Source organism: Alphaproteobacteria bacterium, assembly GCA_016124955.1.
Taxonomy (GTDB): domain Bacteria; phylum Pseudomonadota; class Alphaproteobacteria; order UBA9219; family RFNS01; genus RI-461.
Genome location: WGMR01000005.1, coordinates 96,976 through 116,014, shown reverse-complemented (window position 1 = coordinate 116,014; position 19,039 = coordinate 96,976). Strand labels below are relative to the sequence as shown.

Below are 19,039 nucleotides of genomic sequence, written 5' to 3'. Positions count from 1 at the left end.
TATGTTTTTGACAGAATAAAGGCGGAAATGCCGGAATTACCGCCCTTTGCAACCGGGCAGGCAGCTGCGAAGCTGGGCATCGCAATTGGCGCCGGCGCCGAACAGATCGGGCACGTCGTCACGGTCGCGCCGCGCCGCGCCGCTATCCATACATACGGCATGCGCGCTGTTGCAGGCATTGATGCAGGCTTCCCGGTCGCTCAGCGAGCCGGGGTCGGCTTCATAGGAAGAGCCGGAGGTAATGCCCTGATATCGTTGCGAACAGGCGGTGACGGAAAGCATCATGGCCGCGACCACAAGAACGGCAAGCCATGATGTTTTCATCTCAACAGCCTTTCTAGACGGCAGCCTTTGCCATTTCGGTTTCAGTCTGCTCGACCGCTTCCTGGGTCGGGCCGCTATCCTTGCCCTTGGCATCGGGGTTGCGATCCACCAGTTCGATCACAGCCATCGCGGCCGCGTCACCATAGCGAAAGCCGGCCTTCAGCACGCGGGTATAGCCGCCCTGACGGTTGGCATAGCGCTTGGAAAGTTCGTCGAACAGCTTGGTCACCGTGGCATCGTCGCGCACGACGGCAAAAACACGGCGGCGGTTGGCGATGCCCCCGCGCTTGCCAAGCGTGATAAGCTTTTCAGCCACGGAACGCAGTTCCTTGGCCTTGGGCAGCGTGGTCTTGATCTGCTCATGCTTGATCAGGGCCGTTGCCATGTTGGCAAACAGTGCACGACGGTGCGATGTGGTTCTGCCGAGTTTACGGCCGCCTACTTTATGACGCATAACGGTACTCCTTCTCAAACATGGGCGCGCGCACGCATCCCGGTTGCACAATTCCCCTCGCCCGTTGGCCGCAAGCGGCCATGACAGTACGGGGGATCAGAAAACCTCAGAACGGCTCTTCGAGCTTCTTCGCAAGGTCTTCAATGTTTTCAGGCGGCCAATTGGTCACCGCCATGCCAAGGTTCAGGCCCATCTGGGACAGGACTTCCTTGATTTCGTTCAGGCTCTTGCGGCCGAAATTCGGGGTGCGGAGCATTTCCGCTTCCGATTTCTGCACCAGATCGCCGATGTAAACGATATTGTCGTTCTTGAGGCAGTTGGCCGAGCGCACCGAAAGTTCGAGTTCGTCCACCTTGCGCAGCAGGTTGCGGTTGAACGGAAGGTCGGTCGCAACGCCGCCGGCGCCCGCAACCACTTCTTCCTGCACACCCTGGCGCGGCTCTTCGAAGTTGATGAAGATCTGGAACTGATCTTGCAGAATGCGCGCGGCTACGGCCACGGCATCTTCGGGGCTCATCGCGCCGTTGGTTTCCACGGTCAACGACAGCTTGTCATAATCGGTCACCTGGCCGACGCGGCTGTTTTCCACCTTGTACGCGGCCTTGCGGACCGGGCTGTACAATGCATCGATCGGGATCAGGCCGATGGGCGAATCTTCCTTGCGCGAAACCGCGGCGGGGATGTAGCCCTTGCCGATATTGACGGTCAGCTCCATGTTGAGCTTGGCGCCGTTATCGAGCGTGCAGATCACCAGATCGGGGTTCATGATCTCGATATCACTGCTGGCCTGAATCTGCTTGGCGGTCACTTCGCCCGGGCCTTCGGCACGCAGATGCATGCGCTTGGGGCCTTCGGCGTGCATGCGCAGCGCCAGCGCCTTGATGTTCAAAATCATGTCGGTCACGTCTTCGCGCACGCCGGGGACGGACGAGAATTCGTGCAAAACGCCGTCAATCTGGACGGAGGTGACGGCCGCGCCCTGCAGCGACGACAGAAGAATGCGGCGCAGCGCGTTGCCGAGTGTCATGCCGAAACCACGCTCCAGCGGTTCCACGACAACGGTCGCGAGGCGGTTCGGCTCGTCGCCAACATTGACCTGCTTATTGCCTTGGATCAGCTCTTTCCAGTTCTTCTGCAGCATGATTTCCGTTGCTCCTGCTAAAACGAAATTATGAATTCGGCCAGCGATTAGACGCGGCGTTTCTTGGGCGGGCGCACGCCGTTGTGCGGGATCGGCGTCACGTCGCGGATTGACGTAACCTGGAACCCGACGGCCTGCAAAGCACGCAGCGCGGATTCGCGGCCCGAACCGGGGCCCTTGACCTCAACCTCGACCGTACGCACGCCATGTTCGATCGCCTTGCGGCCCGCATCTTCGGCCGCGACCTGCGCCGCGTAGGGCGTGGACTTGCGCGAACCCTTGAAGCCGAGGCTGCCGGCGGATGCCCAGGCAACCGTGTTGCCTTGCGCGTCGGTGATGGTGATGATGGTGTTGTTGAACGATGCGTTAACGTGCGCGACGGCGTTGACGATGTTCTTCTTTTCTTTCTTCTTGCGACCGCCGCCCGAAGCTGCGCGCTCTGCCGCTACCTGTGTTGCTTGCTTTGCCATGACTGATCTGATCTTTCCCTAATTACTTGGTGGCCATTTTCTTGCCGGCAATCGGCTTGGCCGGGCCCTTGCGCGTGCGGGCGTTGGTGTGCGTGCGCTGGCCGCGAACAGGAAGCCCCTTGCGATGGCGCAGCCCGCGGTAGCAAGCCAGATCCATCAGGCGCTTGATGTTCATCGAAACTTCGCGGCGCAGATCGCCCTCAACGCGGTAATGACCGTCGATGAATTCGCGGATCTGCAGAACCTCTGCTTCCGCGAGTTCGTTGACGCGCTTTGCCGGCGCAATGTTCAGCGCCGTGCAAATGTCTTTTGCGTTTTTCTGACCAATGCCGTGAATGTACTGCAGCGCGATCAGAACGCGCTTGCCAGTCGGAATGTTAACACCTGCGATACGCGCCACGCGCCTTCTCCTTTAATCTGCCAAGGGTTCGCTTTATCGTCTTGACCAAAAAAGCAAAAAAACCGCGCCCCGGTTCGAAAACCTGCGTGGCTTTTTGCTTTTAAAAGACGCAAAAAGGAACCCGGCCCAATCCAGCTTGGGCCAAGAGCGCGCAGTATAGTCATCGACGCCACTGAGTCAAGCAAGCCGAATGGGCTTTTTGGACGTAAAAATGTATTTTATATCAATATATTAGACGGCCTTTCGGCTCGCCTCAACTTCTGGAAGGTCAATGATGTAGGGCACCCGGATATCAAAATGCGCGCCCTGATATATCTCGGAACTGACCTTGATCGTACCCCCAAGCAGCTTAACCTCCCGCTCCACGACCTCCATACCAACACCACGGCCAGAAAAATCGCTGACCGCCTCGCTTGTCGATAACCCCCAGCTGAAGATGCGCTGGATCACGGCACTGTCGTCTTCGAAGCGCCAATCGCCTTCCGGGTCCATGGTCGAAAGCTTTTGCCGCACGCGCGAAGGGTCTATACCCGCCCCGTCATCGCTGATCGAAATGTGCAGCCACCGTTTGCCATCGACATCCGTCATGACATCGGTGTGCACAACCACGGTCCCGGCAGCATCCTTGCCGCGCGCAAGCCGGGTTACCGGCGCTTCGATACCGTGATCAATGATGTTGCGGCAAATATGCGTAAGCGAGAACAGAAGCTCGCTCAGCGGCTGCGCGAGTATTTTGGGGTTGCTGCCGGTGAACATCAGCGGCTTGATCTGCTTTTCGATCTGTTGCGCCAGTTCATGCAACTCGCGGTCGAAACCTTTGAAACATTCCCGCACCGGCACGGTCGCAATACGATCAAGGTAGGCACGGACAATTTTGTGGTCCACCCCGCTTTGCTGAAGGTGGTGCGCAAAATCATATATCGCATCTTCGTTGATCTGATAGACGTTGCCGCGGTGCTCTTCGTCGTCGCTGATGATATCCTTCACCTGCGACAAAACATCCTGCAGTTCTTTTTCAATGCGGGCGTGCACTTCCTTGAGCACGGCGCGCATCTTTTCATCCGTTTCCGCGCCGTCGCTGCGAACACGATCCTCAAGATCATGCACCGTGTCGCCGAATTCGATCAGGTTAAAATGGCGCACGGCGCCTTTCATTGTGTGAAGCTGGCGCAAAACGTCGGAGAGATTATCGCGCGTAAGGCCGGGTTTGGTAATCTGGGCCATGAATTCCCGGATATGCGCGATCGTGGTGATGAACTGGTTCCGTTCCTGGAAAATCTTGCAGATCATGGAAGCGAATTGCTGCTGCTTGCGGGCACGTTCCTGCGCCGCCACTTCTTCACTTCGATCGGTCGCGATAACGACCACGCTCACAAGCCGTTCCGCCCTGTCGCGGATCGGCCGGTATAACAGGTTCACATTCTTGCCCGCGCTGTGCGGATAGCTGTCGGGCAGAAATTTAACGGCGTCATCAAACCCGAGCGCGTGGGTCGCATCAAACAGCACTTCGATCCAGCTATAGAAATCTTCTTTATTGCCCTCCGGGACCCGCAGCACCTGGTGGATAGGCCGGCCGGAAGGCGAGCCTTCCAGCAAATCCATACAGACCTGCGAATAAACTTTGCCGCACACGCCCTGGTTATCGAAGGTCAGGAACGCCTGCCCAAGGCTGTTGACCAGCACCTCGGTCAGCTGCGCTTGCTCGGTCACGTGCTTGTGCACGCGGAAATTCATAATATACAGCCCGGCGATACCGATCGCGGCGGCAAGCCCCATAATCACCGCCGCGGCAGCGGATTCGACCGGTTGATAGCCAAACACAGGCAAAAGCGCCGCGCCGTACAACAGCAGCACGATACCGACCATGCCCAGAAGCGTCGTATGCACAAGGTCGAACTGCTTGACCGCGTCGGTCAGCACCGCCTTGCCGATATCGCCGCCTTCGTGTTGCGCGGGTTCCTGGTTGGGTGCCTCAGGCATGGGCTTTCCTGCCTCCTGCGGCTAGTGCTGGTTTGCGCTACGCATGTTGTGGATCGCTATATGCACCTGGAACAGTTGCCCGCCCAGATAGAAGGGCACGATCATGTAGCGCCCGCGGTGAAAATGGCTGAGAAAATGCCCGCGCCCGGTAATGACGCTCGGGATACCGAGCTTGAGCGCGAAGCCGCGACCGTTCAGGCTGGTCTTGATGGTGCCAAAGATCATGTTGGTGATCTCGCCCACCGCATCGAGCGCCATTTCATGGGTGATGGCAATTTCGGAGCCCACCACCTTGGGCAAAATATCCCGCATGGTATCGTAGGTCAGGCAAAGCGTCAGCGTGCCTTCCAGATCGTTCTGCACCATGCCGATGATGCCGGAAACGTCGCCGATCAGCGCGACAGGCCCTTCGCCGATTTCGTATTTACCCGGCTTAACATCGGCGTCGAACGTATCGCGCATTGCCGTGCATACAGCCTTGCTGATTTCGCCGGAAAGCTGTTCATCCAGGGCAAGCTGCAGGTTCTGCGCGGTGGTCATTCATATCTCCCTAGGTTAGCAGGCAGGCGCGAACCGGTTTCAGCGGGCCATCTGCTGCATGTTCGCGCGCTTGCGTTTAATCCATTCATTGATCTCGAACAGCTTCTTGCTGAGATCGGCCGGCGACACAGGCTTGATAATGTAAGATGTCGCCCCGGCCTTGATCGCCTTCATGATGTTCTGCTGTTCGGATTCCGCCGTCAGCATCACGAAGGCGGTATCGGAAAATTCGGGCTTGGCGCGGAAATAGCTGAGCACCTCAAGGCCGGATATGGTCGGCATATTCCAATCAAGAAAAACGATGTCGAAGGGCTGGTTGACGTCGCGCGCTTTCTGGATCTGCTCAATCGCTTCGTTGCCGTCACCCGCCGTATGCACATTCGTGACCTTGGCATCCTGCAACGTATTGCGGACGAACTGCCGGATCAGGAAATGGTCATCGGCGATCAGAATCTTGAGGTTCGCTAGCTGGCTCACGCATACTCTCCTGGTGCTGGGCACCTTCGTCCGGCAAGGTTGAACAAGGCGGGAACACCTAAATTAGCAGAATCCTAGGCTAGTAAAATTCGCACAAAATCCTTGCCGCAAGGTTAAGGATGGTTAACACCACAGCCTTTTTTGGCAATAAACACAAATATTTCAATACGGAGGCGAAATAACAGGCCCTGCTAACCCATTGCCTTCTCAATAGCCGCCTCGACTTCGGCCATGGGGGCCATGCCGTTGACGGTGTGAAGGATGCCCTTGCCCTTATAATAGGGAAGAATCGGGGCGGTCTGGTCACGGTAGGTGGCCAAGCGGATCTTCAGGGTTTCAGCGTTATCGTCGGCGCGGTGGGTAAATTCGGTGCCGCCGCACTTGTCGCAAACGCCTTCCTGCTCTGGCAGGTTGAATTTTTCGTGGTAGCCGGCGCCGCACTGCGCACACGCGATACGGCCCTGCACCCGCTCGATCAAGGCGGCTTCGTCAACCTTCAGCTCGATCACGGCATCGAGCTTCATTTTCTTTTCTTCCAGCATCTTATCGAGCGCCTCGGCCTGCGGCACGGTGCGCGGAAACCCATCGAGGATAAAACCATGGGCGCAATCGGGGCGGCTGATGCGCTGGTTGATCATGCGGATCATCAGATCGTCCGGAACAAGCTTCCCGGCATCCATGATCGCTTTGGCTTCAAGGCCGAGCGGCTCGCTGCGCTTGATCGAAGACCGCAACATATCCCCGGTCGCTATCTGGGTCATGTGCTTGTGGTCTTCCAATCGTTTTGCCTGCGTCCCCTTCCCTGCGCCGGGTGGCCCAAGCAGAATGATATTCATTCTAGGCGTTCCTTCCTCGCAATTTGGACTTCTTGATGAGCCCTTCATATTGATGTGCAAGCAGGTGAGCGTGAACACGGCCCACCGTATCGATTGTCACCGATACTACAATCAGAAGCGACGTCCCGCCAAGATAAAAGGGGATCGAGGCCCTCGATGTCAGAAATTCCGGCAACAGGCACACCAGCACCAGATAGGCGGCGCCAAGCACCGTTAGCCGGGTCAGCACGAAATCGAGGTAATCGGCCGTATTCTTACCGGGCCTGATTCCCGGGATAAAGCCGCTATATTTCTTAAGATTATCGGCGGTTTCTTCCGGATTAAACACCACGGCGGTATAGAAAAAGGCAAAAAAGGCGATCAGCGCCGCATACAACGCCATGAAGAGCGGCTGCCCATGCCCCATGATCGCGGCAAGATCGCCCAGCCAGCCGCTTTCGCCGCCCATGAAGCTGGCTGCCGTCAGCGGAAACAACAAAACGGAACTGGCGAAAATCGGCGGGATCACGCCCGAGGTATTGATCTTGAGCGGCAAATGCGAAGCTTCGCCGCCGAACATCTTGTTGCCCACTTGCCGCTTCGGATATTGCACAAGGATACGCCGCTGCGCACGTTCACAGAAAACACAGAAACCGAGCACGGCAAACACCAGCACGATCAGCATAATGATGACCCAGGTGGAAAGCGCGCCGGTGCGGCCAAGCTCCAGAGCCTGTCCGAACGCGCTTGGCAAGGAGGCGACGATACCGGCATAGATAATAAGCGAAACGCCGTTGCCGATGCCGCGCGCGCTGATCTGTTCGCCCAGCCACAAAAGGAACATGGTGCCGCCCGTCAGCGTCACCACGGTGCTGATGCGGAAGAAAAAGCCGGGATCGATCACGGCGCTGCCGGAAGGGCCCGCCATGTTTTCAAGCCCGATGGCCAGCGCATAGGATTGCACGACCGCGAAAGCCACGGTGAGATAGCGCGAATACTGGTTGATTTTCTGGCGCCCCGCCTCGCCTTCCTTCTTCAGGGATTCAAGCGCCGGAATCATCGCCGTCATCAGCTGCACGATGATCGATGCGGTGATGTAAGGCATCACGTTCAGCGCAAAGATGGTCATGCGCATCAGCGCGCCGCCGGTAAACATATCGAACATGTCGAGGATGCCGCCGCGATGCTGCGAAAAGATGCTGGCCAGCATATGCGGATCGATCCCCGGAATGGGGATATGCGTGCCAAGCCGGTAGATGATCAGCGCGCCAAGCGTAAACCAGATGCGCTGCTTCAGCTCCGTCGCCTTGGAAAGTGCGCCGAGATTGAGGTTGGATGCCAGATTTTCTGCGGGTGAGGCCATGTGCGGGATTTTAGGAAGGATGGGGAAAGAAGCAAGGGGGCGGGAAACAGGGCTTTAAAGCCCGTCAGAAAAGGGTTTTACGCCTTCTCGGCCTTTTGCTTCTTGTTCCCGGCTTCCAGAATCGTCACCTTGCCGCCCGCCTTTTCGACTGCTTCAACGGCCGATTTGGAGGCGCCGGCAACCGAAATTTCGACCTTTGCCTTCAACGCACCCTTGCCGAGCAGGCGGATGCCATCGGCAGCCTTTTTGGCCAGGCCGGATTGCGTCAGCATTTCACCCGTGATCGGCTTTTTTGCGTCAAGCTGGCCGGCATCGATCGCCTTCTGCAGCGCATCAAGATTGATCACCGCATATTGCTTGGCGAAAATATTGTTGAAGCCGCGCTTCGGGATACGGCGAATCATCGGCATCTGGCCGCCTTCGAAACGGCGAATGCCCGTCACGCCGCTGCGGGACTTCTGCCCCTTCACGCCGCGGCCACAAGTCTTTCCCTTGCCGGAACCAATGCCCCGGCCAACGCACATGGCGCTTTTGCGGGCGCCCGGGTTATCACGCAATTTGTTCAGCTTCATGGCTTAGGCCTTCTCTTTGACTTGAATAAGATGTTGCACCTTGCGGATCATACCGCGCACCGCAGGCGTATCTTCCAGTTCGCGAACCGCATGGCGCTTGCCGAGGCCGAGGCCGATCAGCGTTTCACGCTGGCCGGGCTTGCGGCGGAATGCGCTGCCAAGCTGCGTTACGACGATGGTCTTCGATGCCTTGCTCATACCCAAACTCCCTCAATTCGCGGCTTTACGCTTCCGCCGCCTTTTCCTGATCCGCCTTGCGGCCGAAAATTTCGTTCACCTTCTTGCCGCGGCGGTTGGCCACGCTGCGCGGGCTCGAAATCGATTGCAGCGCCGCAAAGGTCGCCTTGATCATGTTGTGCGGGTTCGAAGTGCCGACCGACTTGGCGACAACATCCTGAATCCCCAGCGCTTCGAACACGGCGCGCATCGGGCCGCCGGCGATAATACCGGTACCGGCCGGCGCGGCGCGCACGACCACCTGCCCCGCACCGAAAACGCCGCGCACATCGTGGTGCAACGTACGGCCTTCGCGCAACGGCACGCGCACCATGTGGCGCTTCGCGTCTTCCGTCGCCTTGCGGATCGCTTCGGGAACTTCGCGGGCCTTGCCCGTGCCGTAACCGACGCGGCCACGGCCATCACCCATAACGACGATGGCGGCAAAACCGAAACGCTTACCGCCCTTGACCACCTTCGCGACGCGGTTGATGGCGACCAGCTTGTCGATCATCTCGCCGCCTTCGCGACCGCCCTCGGCATTGCCTTCGCCGCCCTGCCGCTCTTCACGGTTGGGGTTGCGACGCTTGCGACGACGACCCTGGGTCGCGTCGTCCGTGGGCGCTGCGGTCTTTTCGGTGGTTGCTTCAGCCTGCGTCATTGATCTTCCTTTTCTGCATTCCCGTTAAAACGACAGGCCCGCTTCGCGCGCTGCATCCGCCAGCGCCTTGACCCGGCCGTGGAACATGTAACCGGCGCGGTCGAACACGACCTCCTTCACGCCGGCCTTGAGCGCGCGCTCGGCCACCAGCTTGCCAACTTCGCTGGCCGCGTTCTTGTCGGCGCCCGCCTTGAGCTTGCCGCGCAATTCCTTGTCGATGCTCGAAGCCTGCACAAGGGTACGGCCGGCGCGATCGTCGATCACCTGCGCGTAGATGTTCTTGCCCGAACGGAACACCGAAAGGCGCACCCTGTCGGCCGCTACGCGCGCGATCTTGCGGCGCAGACGCTTGGTGCGACGGTGCTTGAGGGCGTTGATTTGCTTTGTCTTTCTCATGTCTGACCTTACTTCTTCTTTCCTTCTTTACGCAGGATCCATTCGCCTGTGTATTTGATGCCCTTGCCCTTATACGGTTCCGGCTTTCTGAAAGCGCGGATTTCGGCGGCCACCTGGCCAACCTGTTGCTTGTCGGTGCCGGTGATCGAAACCAAGGTCGGCTTTTCGGCCTTCAGCGTCACGCCTTCCGGCGGATGATATTTCACTTCGTGGCTGAAACCGAGCTGCAACACAAGGTCCTTACCCTGCACGGCGGCGCGGAAACCGACGCCGTCGATTTCCAGCGTCTTTTTGAAGCCGTCGGTCACGCCCTTGATCATGCCGCTGACGTTCTGGCGGACCGTGCCCCACATGGCGCGGGAGCGCTTGCTGTCGTCCCTGGGGGCAACAACAACCTTGCCGTCTTCCACCTTCACCGTCACATCGTGCGAGAAAGAGGTGTTGAGATTGCCCAGCTTGCCCTTGACGGAAACGATCCGGTCCTTAACCTCGACCGTAACACCCTGCGGCACCTGAACGGCATGTTTACCTACGCGTGACATGACAAAAACTCCCTTAGAACACGCGGCACAGCACTTCGCCGCCGACATTGGCAGCCCGTGCTTCATTGTCCGACATCACGCCGCGCGGCGTCGACAAAATAGAGATACCGAGGCCGTTATACACGCGGCCCAGATCCTTGATCCGCGCATAGACGCGGCGGCCGGGCTTGGAAACCCGGTCGATCTTGCGGATCACCGCATCGCCTTCGTGGTACTTCAGCTCGATTTGCAAAAGCGGCTGGCCGCCGGTTTTCTGCAGCTCGCTGAAGCCGCGGATATAGCCTTCGCGCTGCAACACATCGAGCACGCGCTTACGGAACGCCGACGCGGGGCATTCGATTACAGCCAGCCTTGCGTGCTGGCCGTTACGAATGCGTGTCAGCATATCGCCAATTGGATCACTGAGTGCCATGCAAAACTCCCCTTACCAGCTCGATTTGACCATGCCCGGGATCAGACCCTGAAGCGCCATCAGGCGCAGGGCGATACGGGACAATTTAAACTTGCGGTACGTACCGCGCGGACGGCCCGAAAGCTCGCAGCGGTTGCGCACGCGCACCTTGGAAGAATTACGCGGCATCTTGGCAAGCTTTTGCACGGCCGCGAAACGATCTTCCATCGTGTTCGCTTTGTTCATAATGATCGCCTTCAGTTCCTTGCGGCGGGCGGACTTGCTGCCCGACAGCTTGGCGCGGCGCTTGTTCTTGTTGATCATGCTCTGTTTGGCCATTTTCTCCCCCGCTTACTTCGTGAACGGCATGTCAAAGCCGGCCAGCAAGGCCTTCGCTTCGGCATCCGTCTTGGCCGTTGTGCAAATAATGATGTCCATGCCACGGACCTTGTCGATCTTGTCGAATTCGATTTCCGGAAACACGATCTGTTCCTTGAGCCCGAGCGCATAGTTGCCGCGGCCGTCAAAGCTCTTGCCCGAAACGCCGCGGAAATCGCGCACGCGCGGCAGCGCAATGTTCACGAGCCGGTCGAGGAATTCGTACATGCGTTCCTTGCGCAGCGTGACCTTGCAGCCGATGCTCTGTTCTTCCTTCAGCTTGAAGGTCGCGATAGCCTTGCGCGATTTGCTGATAACGGGCTTCTGCCCGGCGATCAGCGCCATCTGCTCGGCCGCGATCTTCATGATCTTGCTGTCGTTGACCGCATCGCGGCCCGGCGACATGTTGAGCACGATCTTGTCAAGACGCGGAACTTCCATCTTGTTCTTGTAGCCGAACTGCTTAACAAGGGCCGGAACCACGGTGGTTTCGTAACGGTCCTTAAGCCGGGGCTTTAATTTTGCTGCTGTCGTGTTCATCGCTCTTCTCTTTCAAACCTTATGCGTCGATCAGTTCGCCCGAACGCTTGGCATAGCGCGCCTTGCGGCCATCCTTCAGAAGCTTGAAGCCGATACGGGTCGGCTTCTTGCTGTCCTTGGGATCTACGTGCGCCACGTTCGAAATGTGGATCGAGGCTTCCTTGCGGATAATCCCGCCCGGATTCTGCTGCGAGGCGCGGGCATGACGCGCCACCATGTTGATACCCTGCACCACCACGCGGCCTTCGGCCGGCAGCACGCGGATGACCTCGCCGGTCTTGCCCTTGTCCTTGCCGGCAAGCACGATCACGCGGTCCTTCTTTTTGATCTTCAGTTTCGCGGCCATTACAGCACCTCTTCAGCGAGCGAAATAATCTTCATGAAGCCAAGGTTACGCAGCTCGCGCGTCACCGGGCCAAAAATACGGGTGCCGATCGGCTCCTTGTCCTTGTTGATCAAAACAGCGGCGTTGCTGTCGAAGCGGATCAACGAACCATCGTCGCGGCGCACTTCCTTGCGGGTGCGGACGATCACGGCCTTGTGCACGTCGCCCTTCTTGACGCGGCCGCGCGGGATCGCGTTCTTCACGCTGACGACGATCACGTCGCCCACGGAAGCGAACTTGCGCTTGGAGCCGCCCAGCACCTTGATGCAGGCAACCTTCTTCGCACCGCTGTTGTCCGCGACCTCGAGGGTCGATTCCATCTGGATCATGACACTAACCTTCTTCCTTCAAACCTTTGCAGCCTTATGATGCCTTCTTCTTGCCCGCGGGCGCCGCAGCGGCGCCATCGATCACCGTCCAGCGCTTGCGCTTGCTGATCGGCGGGCATTCGATGATCGAAACCTTGTCGCCGACGCGGCACTTGTTGGTTTCGTCATGCGCGGCGTACTTCTTCGAACGACGAATAAATTTCTTGTACAACGGGTGCATGAGGCGGCGTTCGACCTTGACCGTGATGGTCTTGTCGCCCTTGTCACTCACAACCGTTCCCTGCAATACACGACGCGGCATTTTCCTGTTTCCTCTTCCTCTTACGCGGCTTTCCGCTTGCGTTCATTCATAATCGTCAAGATCTTCGCGATCTCCTTGCGCACCGCGTTTCCGCGGGCGGTGTTCTTCTGCTGGCCCGTTGCGCGCTGGAAGCGAAGGTTGAACTTTTCCTTACGCAGGCTCGCGAGCTGTTCTTCGAGCTCTTTTTCCGTCTTAAGGCGCATATCTTTTGTCTTACCCTGTGGCATCATTCCCTCCATCAAGCCGCAATACGCTGGATGAACTTGGTCTTGATCGGCAGCTTCGCGGCCGCCAGCGTAAAGGCTTCGCGTGCCACGGCTTCCGGCACGCCATCCAGCTCAAACATGATCCGGCCACGGTGAACGCGGCATGCCCAGAATTCCGGCGAACCCTTGCCCGAACCCATGCGGACTTCGGTCGGCTTCTTCGAAACCGGTACATCCGGGAAAATCATGATCCACAGGCGACCCTGGCGCTTGATCGAACGTGCGATCGTGCGGCGCGCGGCTTCGATTTGGCGCGCGGTCACGCGATCGGGTTCCAGGGCCTTGAGGCCGAAGGCGCCGAACGTCAACCGCGTCCTGCCCTTGGCGGCACCGTGAATCCGGCCCTTGTGAGCCTTGCGGTACTTTGTGCGCTTCGGTTGCATCATGTTACGTCACCCTGATCCTTGTATCCCAAACCTTATTGCTGGCGCTGCGGCGATTGTTCCGCGGCGCGCTTGTCTTGCGCCATCGGGTCATGGTCGAGAATTTCACCCTTGAAAATCCAGACCTTCACGCCGCAGGCACCCATGGTCGTGTAAGCGGTCGATGTGCCGAAATCGACATCGGCACGCAGCGTGTGCAACGGCACGCGGCCTTCGCGGTACCATTCCGTGCGCGCGATTTCCGCGCCGCCGAGACGGCCGGCGCAGTTGATACGAATACCCTGGGCGCCCAAACGCATAGCCGATTGCACGGCGCGCTTCATGGCGCGGCGGAAGGCGACGCGGCGCTCAAGCTGCTGCGCGATGTTATCGGCCGCCAGCTTGGCATCGAGCTCCGGCTTGCGGATCTCGAGGATGTTGAGGCTGACCTCGGCATTCGTCATCTTCGCCAAATCGCTGCGCAGCTTTTCGATATCGGCGCCTTTCTTGCCGATCACGACGCCGGGGCGCGCGGAATGGATGGTGATGCGCGCCTTCTTGGCCGGGCGTTCGATCACGATGCGGGCGATACCGGCCTGCGCCAGCTTTTCCGTCAGATATTCGCGCAAGCGCACATCTTCATGCAGCAAGGTCGCGTAGTCGGCGCCGGCATACCAGCGGCTATCCCACGTGCGGTTGATGCCGAGCCTGAAGCCGACCGGATTGGTTTTCTGACCCATGATTACGTTCCCGCCTGTTCTGTTTCTGCCGGCTTGGCTTCCGCCGCCGGGGTTTTGGCCTTGCCGCTTGCTTTACCCTTGGCTGAAGCGGTCTTTTTCTTCTTTTCCTCTTCCTTGCGCTCGCGCACGATCACCGTCAGGTTGCTGAACGGCTTCTGGATCGCGGCGCTGCGGCCACGGCCGCGCGTGTGAAAACGATGCATAACGAAGCTGCGGCCCACACTGGCTTCCGCGACATAAAGCTTGTCCACATCAAGATTGTGGTTGTTTTCGGCGTTCGCGATCGCAGCCTGCAAAACCTTCTTCACGTCGATGGCGATGCGGCGCTTGGTGAAGTTGAGCGCAGTGATCGCATCGGAGGCGCTCAGGCCGCGAATGCTCGCCGCCACAAGGTTCAACTTGCGCGCCGAAGTGCGGATGACGCGGCCGCGCGCTTCCGCGGTATCGTCGCCCAGCCTGCGTTCTGTCTTTGGCTTACCCATCTTCCCTGCTCCCCTTAGGCCTTCACGGATTTCTTGTCGGCCGCCGTGTGGCCCTTGAATAACCGCGTCGGCGCGAATTCGCCGAACTTGTGGCCGATCATGTTTTCCGTCACTGCCACAGGCAGAAACTTGTTGCCGTTATAGACGCCGAACGTAAGGCCGACGAATTGCGGCAGGATCGTCGAACGGCGCGACCAGATCTTGATAATCTCGTTGCGGCCACTGGAACGCGACTTCTCTGCCTTATCCAGCAGATAGCTATCGACGAACGGACCCTTCCAGACTGAACGTGCCATTTTCTCTTCTCCCTATTCCCTACCGTGCGCCCTGCGCATCCTTGCGCTTGTTGGCGCGGCGGATGATCATGCCGTCGGTACGCTTGTTGTGCCGGGTCTTCTTACCCTTGGTCGGTTTGCCCCACGGCGTCATCCAATGCTTGCCGCCCTTGGTGCGGCCGCCGTTCGGGTGATCGACCGGGTTCATGGCGATACTGCGCGTCTGCGGGCGAATGCCCTTCCAGCGCGCACGGCCCGCCTTGCCCATTTCGGTGTTGCCGTGATCGGGGTTCGAAACCGCGCCGATCGTGGCCATGCAATCCTGCGGCACCTTGCGAAGCTCGCCGGAGTTCAGCTTGATCTGCGCATAGCCCGCGTCGCGGCCCACCAGCTGCACATAAGCACCGGCCGAGCGCGCCAGCTGACCGCCCTTACCCGGCTTCATTTCCACATTGTGGACAATGGTGCCGACAGGGATGTTCTTGAGCATCATGGCGTTGCCCGTCTTCACGTCAACGCGCTTGCCGCTTTCGACCACATCGCCCTTTTGCAGGCGCTGCGGCGCAATGATGTAGGACAGCGTGCCGTCCTTATACTTGATCAGCGCGATGAAGGCGGTGCGGTTCGGATCGTATTCCAGGCGTTCCACCGTCGCGGGCATATCGAACTTGCGGCGCGCGAAATCGACCAGGCGATAACGGCGCGCATGGCCGCCACCACGATGGCGGCTGGTGATACGGCCCTTGTTGTTGCGGCCGCCGGACTTGCTAAGACCCTGCGTCAAAACCTTGACGGGCTTGCCATCCCACAGCTCGCTGCGGTCGATCGCCACGACGTGGCGCATGCCTGCGGAAGTCGGGTTATATTTCTTGAGTGCCATGACCTACCTCAAACTCCTGTCGCCACATCGATCGACTGGCCCTCTTTCAGGGTCACGACCGCTTTCTTCACGTCGCTGCGCGTGCCGGGCTGGCCGCGGAAACGCTTAACCTTGCCGCCAAGGATGCTGGTGTTCACACCGGTAACCTCGACCTTGAACAGCGCTTCAACCGCCGCCTTGATCTGCGGCTTGGTTGCATCCAACGCCACCTTGAAGGTGATCTGGTTGAATTGCGAACCGTTGGTCGCCTTTTCCGTCACCCACGGCGCGACAATCACGTCATAGTGGCGCGCCATTTCCTCGGCGCCGGCGGCGACCGGGGGCTTGGATGCCTTGGCGGCCTTCTTGGCCGCGGGCTTGGTGGTTTTTGCTTCTTCGCTCATCATCATTCTCCGCTTAGGCAGCCTTCTTCGCCGCCGGCTTGCCGGCCTTCTGCAAGCGGGCCTGCAGCTGTTCGACAGCGTTCTTGGTCAACACCAGCGTATCGTGGCGCACGATGTCATAAACGTTCACGCCCTGCTCCGGCAGCACATCCACAAACGGCAGATTGCGCGCGGCGCGTGCGAAAGCGAGATCGAGGTTGGCACCGTCAACGATCAGCGCGTTCATGGCGCCGATCTTGGTCAGCTGTTGCGCGAGCTGCTTGGTCTTGGGCGCGTCCACCTTCGCAGCTTCAAGCACGATCAGCTTGCCTTCCTTCTGCTTGGCGGCCAGCGCCATGCAAAGGGCCTGCACACGCACCTTCTTGGGCATGTTGTAGGCGTGGCTGCGCGGATGCGGCCCGAAGATCACGGCGCCGCCGCGGAACTGCGGCGAACGCTTGCTGCCCTGACGGGCGCTGCCGGTGCCTTTTTGGGAATGCGGCTTCTTCGTGGTGCCCTGAACCGCCCAGATTTCCTTGGTCGAATGCGTGCCGGACCGGCGCTTGGCAAGCTGCCAGTGGATCATGCGGGCAAGAATGTCTTCGCGGGCCTCGACGCCGAACACGGCATCGGCCAGCTCGACTTCACCGACCTTCTTGTTTTCCAGATTTACGACACTAGCCTTCATGGCACATCCCCGATTTATGCTGCGGACTGTTCACCGGCAGCCTTAATGCCTGCCGGAAACGGTGCGTCCTTGGGCAGCGCGCGCTTGACCGCATCGCGCACTGTCACGACCGAACCTTCGGCACCGGGCACCGCGCCCCGCACCATGATCAAACCTTCTTCCGCGTCCACCGCAATCACTTCCAGATTCTGGATCGTGGTGCGCACCGCGCCCATATGGCCGGCCATCTTCTTGTTCTTGAAGACCTTGCCCGGATCCTGGCGCTGCCCGGTCGAACCGTGGCTGCGATGGGAAACCGACACGCCGTGCGAGGCGCGCAGACCGGAAAAGTTGTGGCGCTTCATGACGCCCTGAAAACCCTTGCCGATCGTGGTCGCGCTTACGTCCACGAACTGGCCCGGCACAAAATGCGTAACCAGAATCTCGGCGCCGACATCAAGCACGGCATCGGGCGAAACGCGAAATTCGGCCATCTGCTTCTTGGGCTCGACCTTCGCCTTGGCGAAGTGGCCGCGCTGGGCCTTGGTCAGATGCTTGGCCTTGCAAGCACCAACGCCGATCTGCAGCGCAGTGTAGCCGTTCTTTTCCTGGCTGCGCACGGCAACGACCTGGCAGCTATCCAGCTTCAGGACCGTCACGGGCACATGCTGGCCCGCATCGGTGAAGATACGGGTCATGCCCAGTTTTTCTGTCAATACGCCGGTACGTTGCTTCAGAGCCATGACATCCACCATTAAACCTTGATCTCGACATCGACGCCGGCAGGCAGATCGAGCTTCATCAGCGCGTCGATCGTCTGCGGGGTCGGGTCTTCAATATCCAGAAGACGCTTATGCGTCCGGATTTCAAACTGCTCGCGCGACTTTTTATCGACGTGCGGGCTACGGTTCACCGTAAAGCGTTCGATCCGCGTCGGCAGCGGGATTGGCCCGCGCACTTGCGCGCCGGTACGTTTCGCTGTGTTGACAATTTCCCCGACCGAGGTGTCAAGCACGCGATGGTCAAACGCTCTCAGGCGTATGCGGATCGTTTGCGTATCCATCTGTTTTTCTCACATCCAAAAAATGGGCCGCCGCCTGTTTTTGCGGGCGGCGGCCCGTTTAAACACCTTACTCGATGATCTTCGCCACCACGCCGGCGCCGACAGTGCGGCCGCCTTCGCGGATAGCAAAACGCAGGCCTTCGTCCATCGCGATTGGCGCAATCAAATGCACTTCGACCGAGATGTTGTCGCCCGGCATCACCATTTCCGTGCCCTGCGGCAGGATCACTTCGCCCGTTACGTCCGTCGTGCGGAAGTAGAACTGGGGACGATAGTTGGTGAAGAACGGGGTGTGACGGCCACCTTCGTCCTTGGTCAGAATGTAGCATTCCGCCTTGAACTTGGTGTGCGGCGTGATCGAGCCGGGCTTGGCCAGAACCTGGCCGCGCTCGACTTCTTCACGCTTCGTGCCGCGCAGCAGCGCGCCGATGTTGTCGCCCGCTTCGCCTTCATCAAGCAGCTTGCGGAACATTTCGACGCCGGTGACGACCGTCTTGGTGGTCGCGCGCAGGCCGACGATTTCGACTTCCTCGCCCACCTTGATAATGCCGCGTTCGACACGGCCGGTGACCACGGTGCCGCGACCGGAGATCGAGAACACGTCTTCGACCGGCATCAGGAACGGCTTGTCCTTCGGGCGTTCGGGCTGCGGGATGAATTCGTCAACCGCATCCATCAGCTTCTTGACCGCTTCGTCGCCCAGCTCGGGGTTCTTGTCCTCGAGCGCGCAAAGAGCCGAACCCTTGATGATCGGGGTTTTGTCGCCGGGGAACTGGTACTTGGTCAGCAATTCACGGATTTCCATTTCCACGAGATCGGCCAGTTCGGGGTCTGCCATGTCCATCTTGTTCATGAACACGACGATCGCCGGAACGCCGACCTGGCGGGCAAGCAGGATGTGCTCGCGCGTCTGCGGCATCGGGCCGTCAGCGGCCGACACGACCAGGATAGCGCCGTCCATCTGCGCCGCGCCGGTGATCATGTTCTTCACGTAGTCCGCGTGGCCGGGGCAATCGACGTGCGCATAGTGGCGCTTGCCGGTTTCATATTCGACGTGCGCGGTCGAAATCGTGATACCGCGCGCCTTTTCTTCCGGCGCCTTGTCGATCTGGTCATAGGCGGTAAACGAAGCACCGCCGGACTTGGCCAGAACCTTGGTGATCGCAGCCGTCAGCGACGTCTTGCCGTGGTCAACGTGACCAATCGTGCCGATGTTGCAGTGCGGCTTGTTACGATTAAACTTTTCCTTCGTCATACTCTTTCTCCA

General features: G+C 59.2%; 32 protein-coding genes. All 32 read right to left on the bottom strand.

The features are described 5' to 3' along the window. Positions 1 to 36: 36 nt before the first annotated feature. Positions 37 to 324 (bottom strand): hypothetical protein, encoded by a 288-nt coding sequence (locus GC131_03630; GenBank protein ID MBI1273161.1) that lies wholly within the window; start codon positions 322 to 324, stop codon positions 37 to 39. A 13-nt stretch (positions 325 to 337) separates the two neighbouring features. Further along, on the bottom strand, positions 338 to 778 hold the full coding sequence (locus tag GC131_03625) for a 50S ribosomal protein L17 (protein MBI1273160.1): 441 nt from the start codon (positions 776 to 778) through the stop codon (positions 338 to 340). Between the two features lie 106 nt (positions 779 to 884). Continuing rightward, positions 885 to 1,919, bottom strand: a complete 1,035-nt coding sequence (locus GC131_03620; protein MBI1273159.1) for a DNA-directed RNA polymerase subunit alpha — start codon at positions 1,917 to 1,919, stop codon at positions 885 to 887. A 47-nt stretch (positions 1,920 to 1,966) separates the two neighbouring features. Further along, a complete protein-coding gene (gene rpsK, locus GC131_03615; protein MBI1273158.1) occupies positions 1,967 to 2,389 on the bottom strand; it encodes a 30S ribosomal protein S11 in 423 nt (140 codons plus the stop codon). Between the two features lie 22 nt (positions 2,390 to 2,411). Continuing rightward, positions 2,412 to 2,789: a 30S ribosomal protein S13 gene (rpsM, locus tag GC131_03610; protein MBI1273157.1), complete on the bottom strand. Its 378-nt coding sequence runs from the start codon at positions 2,787 to 2,789 to the stop codon at positions 2,412 to 2,414. 231 nt (positions 2,790 to 3,020) lie between these two features. Further along, the gene (locus tag GC131_03605) at positions 3,021 to 4,769 is read right to left on the bottom strand and encodes a hypothetical protein (protein MBI1273156.1); all 1,749 of its coding nucleotides are present in this window, start codon (positions 4,767 to 4,769) and stop codon (positions 3,021 to 3,023) included. 21 nt (positions 4,770 to 4,790) lie between these two features. Further along, positions 4,791 to 5,309, bottom strand: coding sequence for a hypothetical protein (locus GC131_03600; protein MBI1273155.1), 519 nt, complete (start codon positions 5,307 to 5,309; stop codon positions 4,791 to 4,793). A 39-nt stretch (positions 5,310 to 5,348) separates the two neighbouring features. Next, on the bottom strand, positions 5,349 to 5,810 hold the full coding sequence (locus tag GC131_03595; protein ID MBI1273154.1) for a response regulator: 462 nt from the start codon (positions 5,808 to 5,810) through the stop codon (positions 5,349 to 5,351). Positions 5,811 to 5,977: 167 nt separating this feature from the next. Next, positions 5,978 to 6,622 carry an adenylate kinase gene (locus GC131_03590; GenBank protein ID MBI1273153.1) on the bottom strand — a complete coding sequence of 215 codons (645 nt, stop codon included), beginning with the start codon at positions 6,620 to 6,622 and terminating at the stop codon, positions 5,978 to 5,980. Position 6,623: 1 nt separating this feature from the next. Next, on the bottom strand, positions 6,624 to 7,964 hold the full coding sequence (secY, locus tag GC131_03585; protein ID MBI1273152.1) for a preprotein translocase subunit SecY: 1,341 nt from the start codon (positions 7,962 to 7,964) through the stop codon (positions 6,624 to 6,626). 77 nt (positions 7,965 to 8,041) lie between these two features. Beyond that, positions 8,042 to 8,536, bottom strand: coding sequence for a 50S ribosomal protein L15 (locus GC131_03580; GenBank protein MBI1273151.1), 495 nt, complete (start codon positions 8,534 to 8,536; stop codon positions 8,042 to 8,044). Positions 8,537 to 8,539: 3 nt separating this feature from the next. Next, on the bottom strand, positions 8,540 to 8,734 hold the full coding sequence (gene rpmD, locus GC131_03575) for a 50S ribosomal protein L30 (GenBank protein MBI1273150.1): 195 nt from the start codon (positions 8,732 to 8,734) through the stop codon (positions 8,540 to 8,542). Between the two features lie 25 nt (positions 8,735 to 8,759). After that, complete coding sequence (locus GC131_03570; protein MBI1273149.1) at positions 8,760 to 9,413, bottom strand: 30S ribosomal protein S5; 654 nt, start codon at positions 9,411 to 9,413, stop codon at positions 8,760 to 8,762. Positions 9,414 to 9,437: 24 nt separating this feature from the next. Continuing rightward, the gene (locus GC131_03565; GenBank protein MBI1273148.1) at positions 9,438 to 9,809 is read right to left on the bottom strand and encodes a 50S ribosomal protein L18; all 372 of its coding nucleotides are present in this window, start codon (positions 9,807 to 9,809) and stop codon (positions 9,438 to 9,440) included. Between the two features lie 8 nt (positions 9,810 to 9,817). Continuing rightward, positions 9,818 to 10,351 (bottom strand): 50S ribosomal protein L6, encoded by a 534-nt coding sequence (locus GC131_03560; GenBank protein ID MBI1273147.1) that lies wholly within the window; start codon positions 10,349 to 10,351, stop codon positions 9,818 to 9,820. A 13-nt stretch (positions 10,352 to 10,364) separates the two neighbouring features. Next, complete coding sequence (gene rpsH / locus GC131_03555) at positions 10,365 to 10,763, bottom strand: 30S ribosomal protein S8 (GenBank protein MBI1273146.1); 399 nt, start codon at positions 10,761 to 10,763, stop codon at positions 10,365 to 10,367. Between the two features lie 12 nt (positions 10,764 to 10,775). After that, positions 10,776 to 11,081, bottom strand: a complete 306-nt coding sequence (gene rpsN / locus GC131_03550; GenBank protein MBI1273145.1) for a 30S ribosomal protein S14 — start codon at positions 11,079 to 11,081, stop codon at positions 10,776 to 10,778. 12 nt (positions 11,082 to 11,093) lie between these two features. Then, the gene (gene rplE / locus GC131_03545) at positions 11,094 to 11,660 is read right to left on the bottom strand and encodes a 50S ribosomal protein L5 (protein MBI1273144.1); all 567 of its coding nucleotides are present in this window, start codon (positions 11,658 to 11,660) and stop codon (positions 11,094 to 11,096) included. A 19-nt stretch (positions 11,661 to 11,679) separates the two neighbouring features. Further along, positions 11,680 to 12,006, bottom strand: a complete 327-nt coding sequence (locus tag GC131_03540; GenBank protein MBI1273143.1) for a 50S ribosomal protein L24 — start codon at positions 12,004 to 12,006, stop codon at positions 11,680 to 11,682. Next, positions 12,006 to 12,374, bottom strand: coding sequence for a 50S ribosomal protein L14 (gene rplN, locus GC131_03535; protein ID MBI1273142.1), 369 nt, complete (start codon positions 12,372 to 12,374; stop codon positions 12,006 to 12,008). Before rplN ends, GC131_03540 begins: the two co-directional genes overlap by 1 nt. Positions 12,375 to 12,408: 34 nt before the next feature. Continuing rightward, positions 12,409 to 12,675 (bottom strand): 30S ribosomal protein S17, encoded by a 267-nt coding sequence (gene rpsQ / locus GC131_03530; protein MBI1273141.1) that lies wholly within the window; start codon positions 12,673 to 12,675, stop codon positions 12,409 to 12,411. 20 nt (positions 12,676 to 12,695) lie between these two features. Continuing rightward, complete coding sequence (locus GC131_03525; GenBank protein ID MBI1273140.1) at positions 12,696 to 12,902, bottom strand: 50S ribosomal protein L29; 207 nt, start codon at positions 12,900 to 12,902, stop codon at positions 12,696 to 12,698. An 11-nt stretch (positions 12,903 to 12,913) separates the two neighbouring features. After that, the gene (gene rplP, locus GC131_03520; GenBank protein ID MBI1273139.1) at positions 12,914 to 13,327 is read right to left on the bottom strand and encodes a 50S ribosomal protein L16; all 414 of its coding nucleotides are present in this window, start codon (positions 13,325 to 13,327) and stop codon (positions 12,914 to 12,916) included. Positions 13,328 to 13,359: 32 nt separating this feature from the next. Beyond that, positions 13,360 to 14,043 (bottom strand): 30S ribosomal protein S3, encoded by a 684-nt coding sequence (rpsC, locus tag GC131_03515; protein MBI1273138.1) that lies wholly within the window; start codon positions 14,041 to 14,043, stop codon positions 13,360 to 13,362. 2 nt (positions 14,044 to 14,045) lie between these two features. Then, entirely contained in the window at positions 14,046 to 14,525 is a 480-nt protein-coding gene (locus GC131_03510; protein MBI1273137.1) for a 50S ribosomal protein L22, read from the bottom strand. Between the two features lie 14 nt (positions 14,526 to 14,539). After that, the gene (gene rpsS / locus GC131_03505) at positions 14,540 to 14,821 is read right to left on the bottom strand and encodes a 30S ribosomal protein S19 (GenBank protein MBI1273136.1); all 282 of its coding nucleotides are present in this window, start codon (positions 14,819 to 14,821) and stop codon (positions 14,540 to 14,542) included. Between the two features lie 19 nt (positions 14,822 to 14,840). Beyond that, positions 14,841 to 15,680, bottom strand: a complete 840-nt coding sequence (gene rplB, locus GC131_03500; protein MBI1273135.1) for a 50S ribosomal protein L2 — start codon at positions 15,678 to 15,680, stop codon at positions 14,841 to 14,843. Positions 15,681 to 15,688: 8 nt separating this feature from the next. Beyond that, positions 15,689 to 15,976 carry a 50S ribosomal protein L23 gene (locus tag GC131_03495; protein MBI1273134.1) on the bottom strand — a complete coding sequence of 96 codons (288 nt, stop codon included), beginning with the start codon at positions 15,974 to 15,976 and terminating at the stop codon, positions 15,689 to 15,691. Between the two features lie 100 nt (positions 15,977 to 16,076). Next, positions 16,077 to 16,730, bottom strand: a complete 654-nt coding sequence (gene rplD / locus GC131_03490) for a 50S ribosomal protein L4 (GenBank protein ID MBI1273133.1) — start codon at positions 16,728 to 16,730, stop codon at positions 16,077 to 16,079. 14 nt (positions 16,731 to 16,744) lie between these two features. After that, a complete protein-coding gene (locus tag GC131_03485; protein MBI1273132.1) occupies positions 16,745 to 17,452 on the bottom strand; it encodes a 50S ribosomal protein L3 in 708 nt (235 codons plus the stop codon). An 11-nt stretch (positions 17,453 to 17,463) separates the two neighbouring features. Next, on the bottom strand, positions 17,464 to 17,772 hold the full coding sequence (gene rpsJ, locus GC131_03480; protein ID MBI1273131.1) for a 30S ribosomal protein S10: 309 nt from the start codon (positions 17,770 to 17,772) through the stop codon (positions 17,464 to 17,466). Between the two features lie 67 nt (positions 17,773 to 17,839). Continuing rightward, entirely contained in the window at positions 17,840 to 19,027 is a 1,188-nt protein-coding gene (gene tuf, locus GC131_03475) for an elongation factor Tu (protein ID MBI1273130.1), read from the bottom strand. Between the last annotated feature and the right edge of the window lie 12 nt (positions 19,028 to 19,039).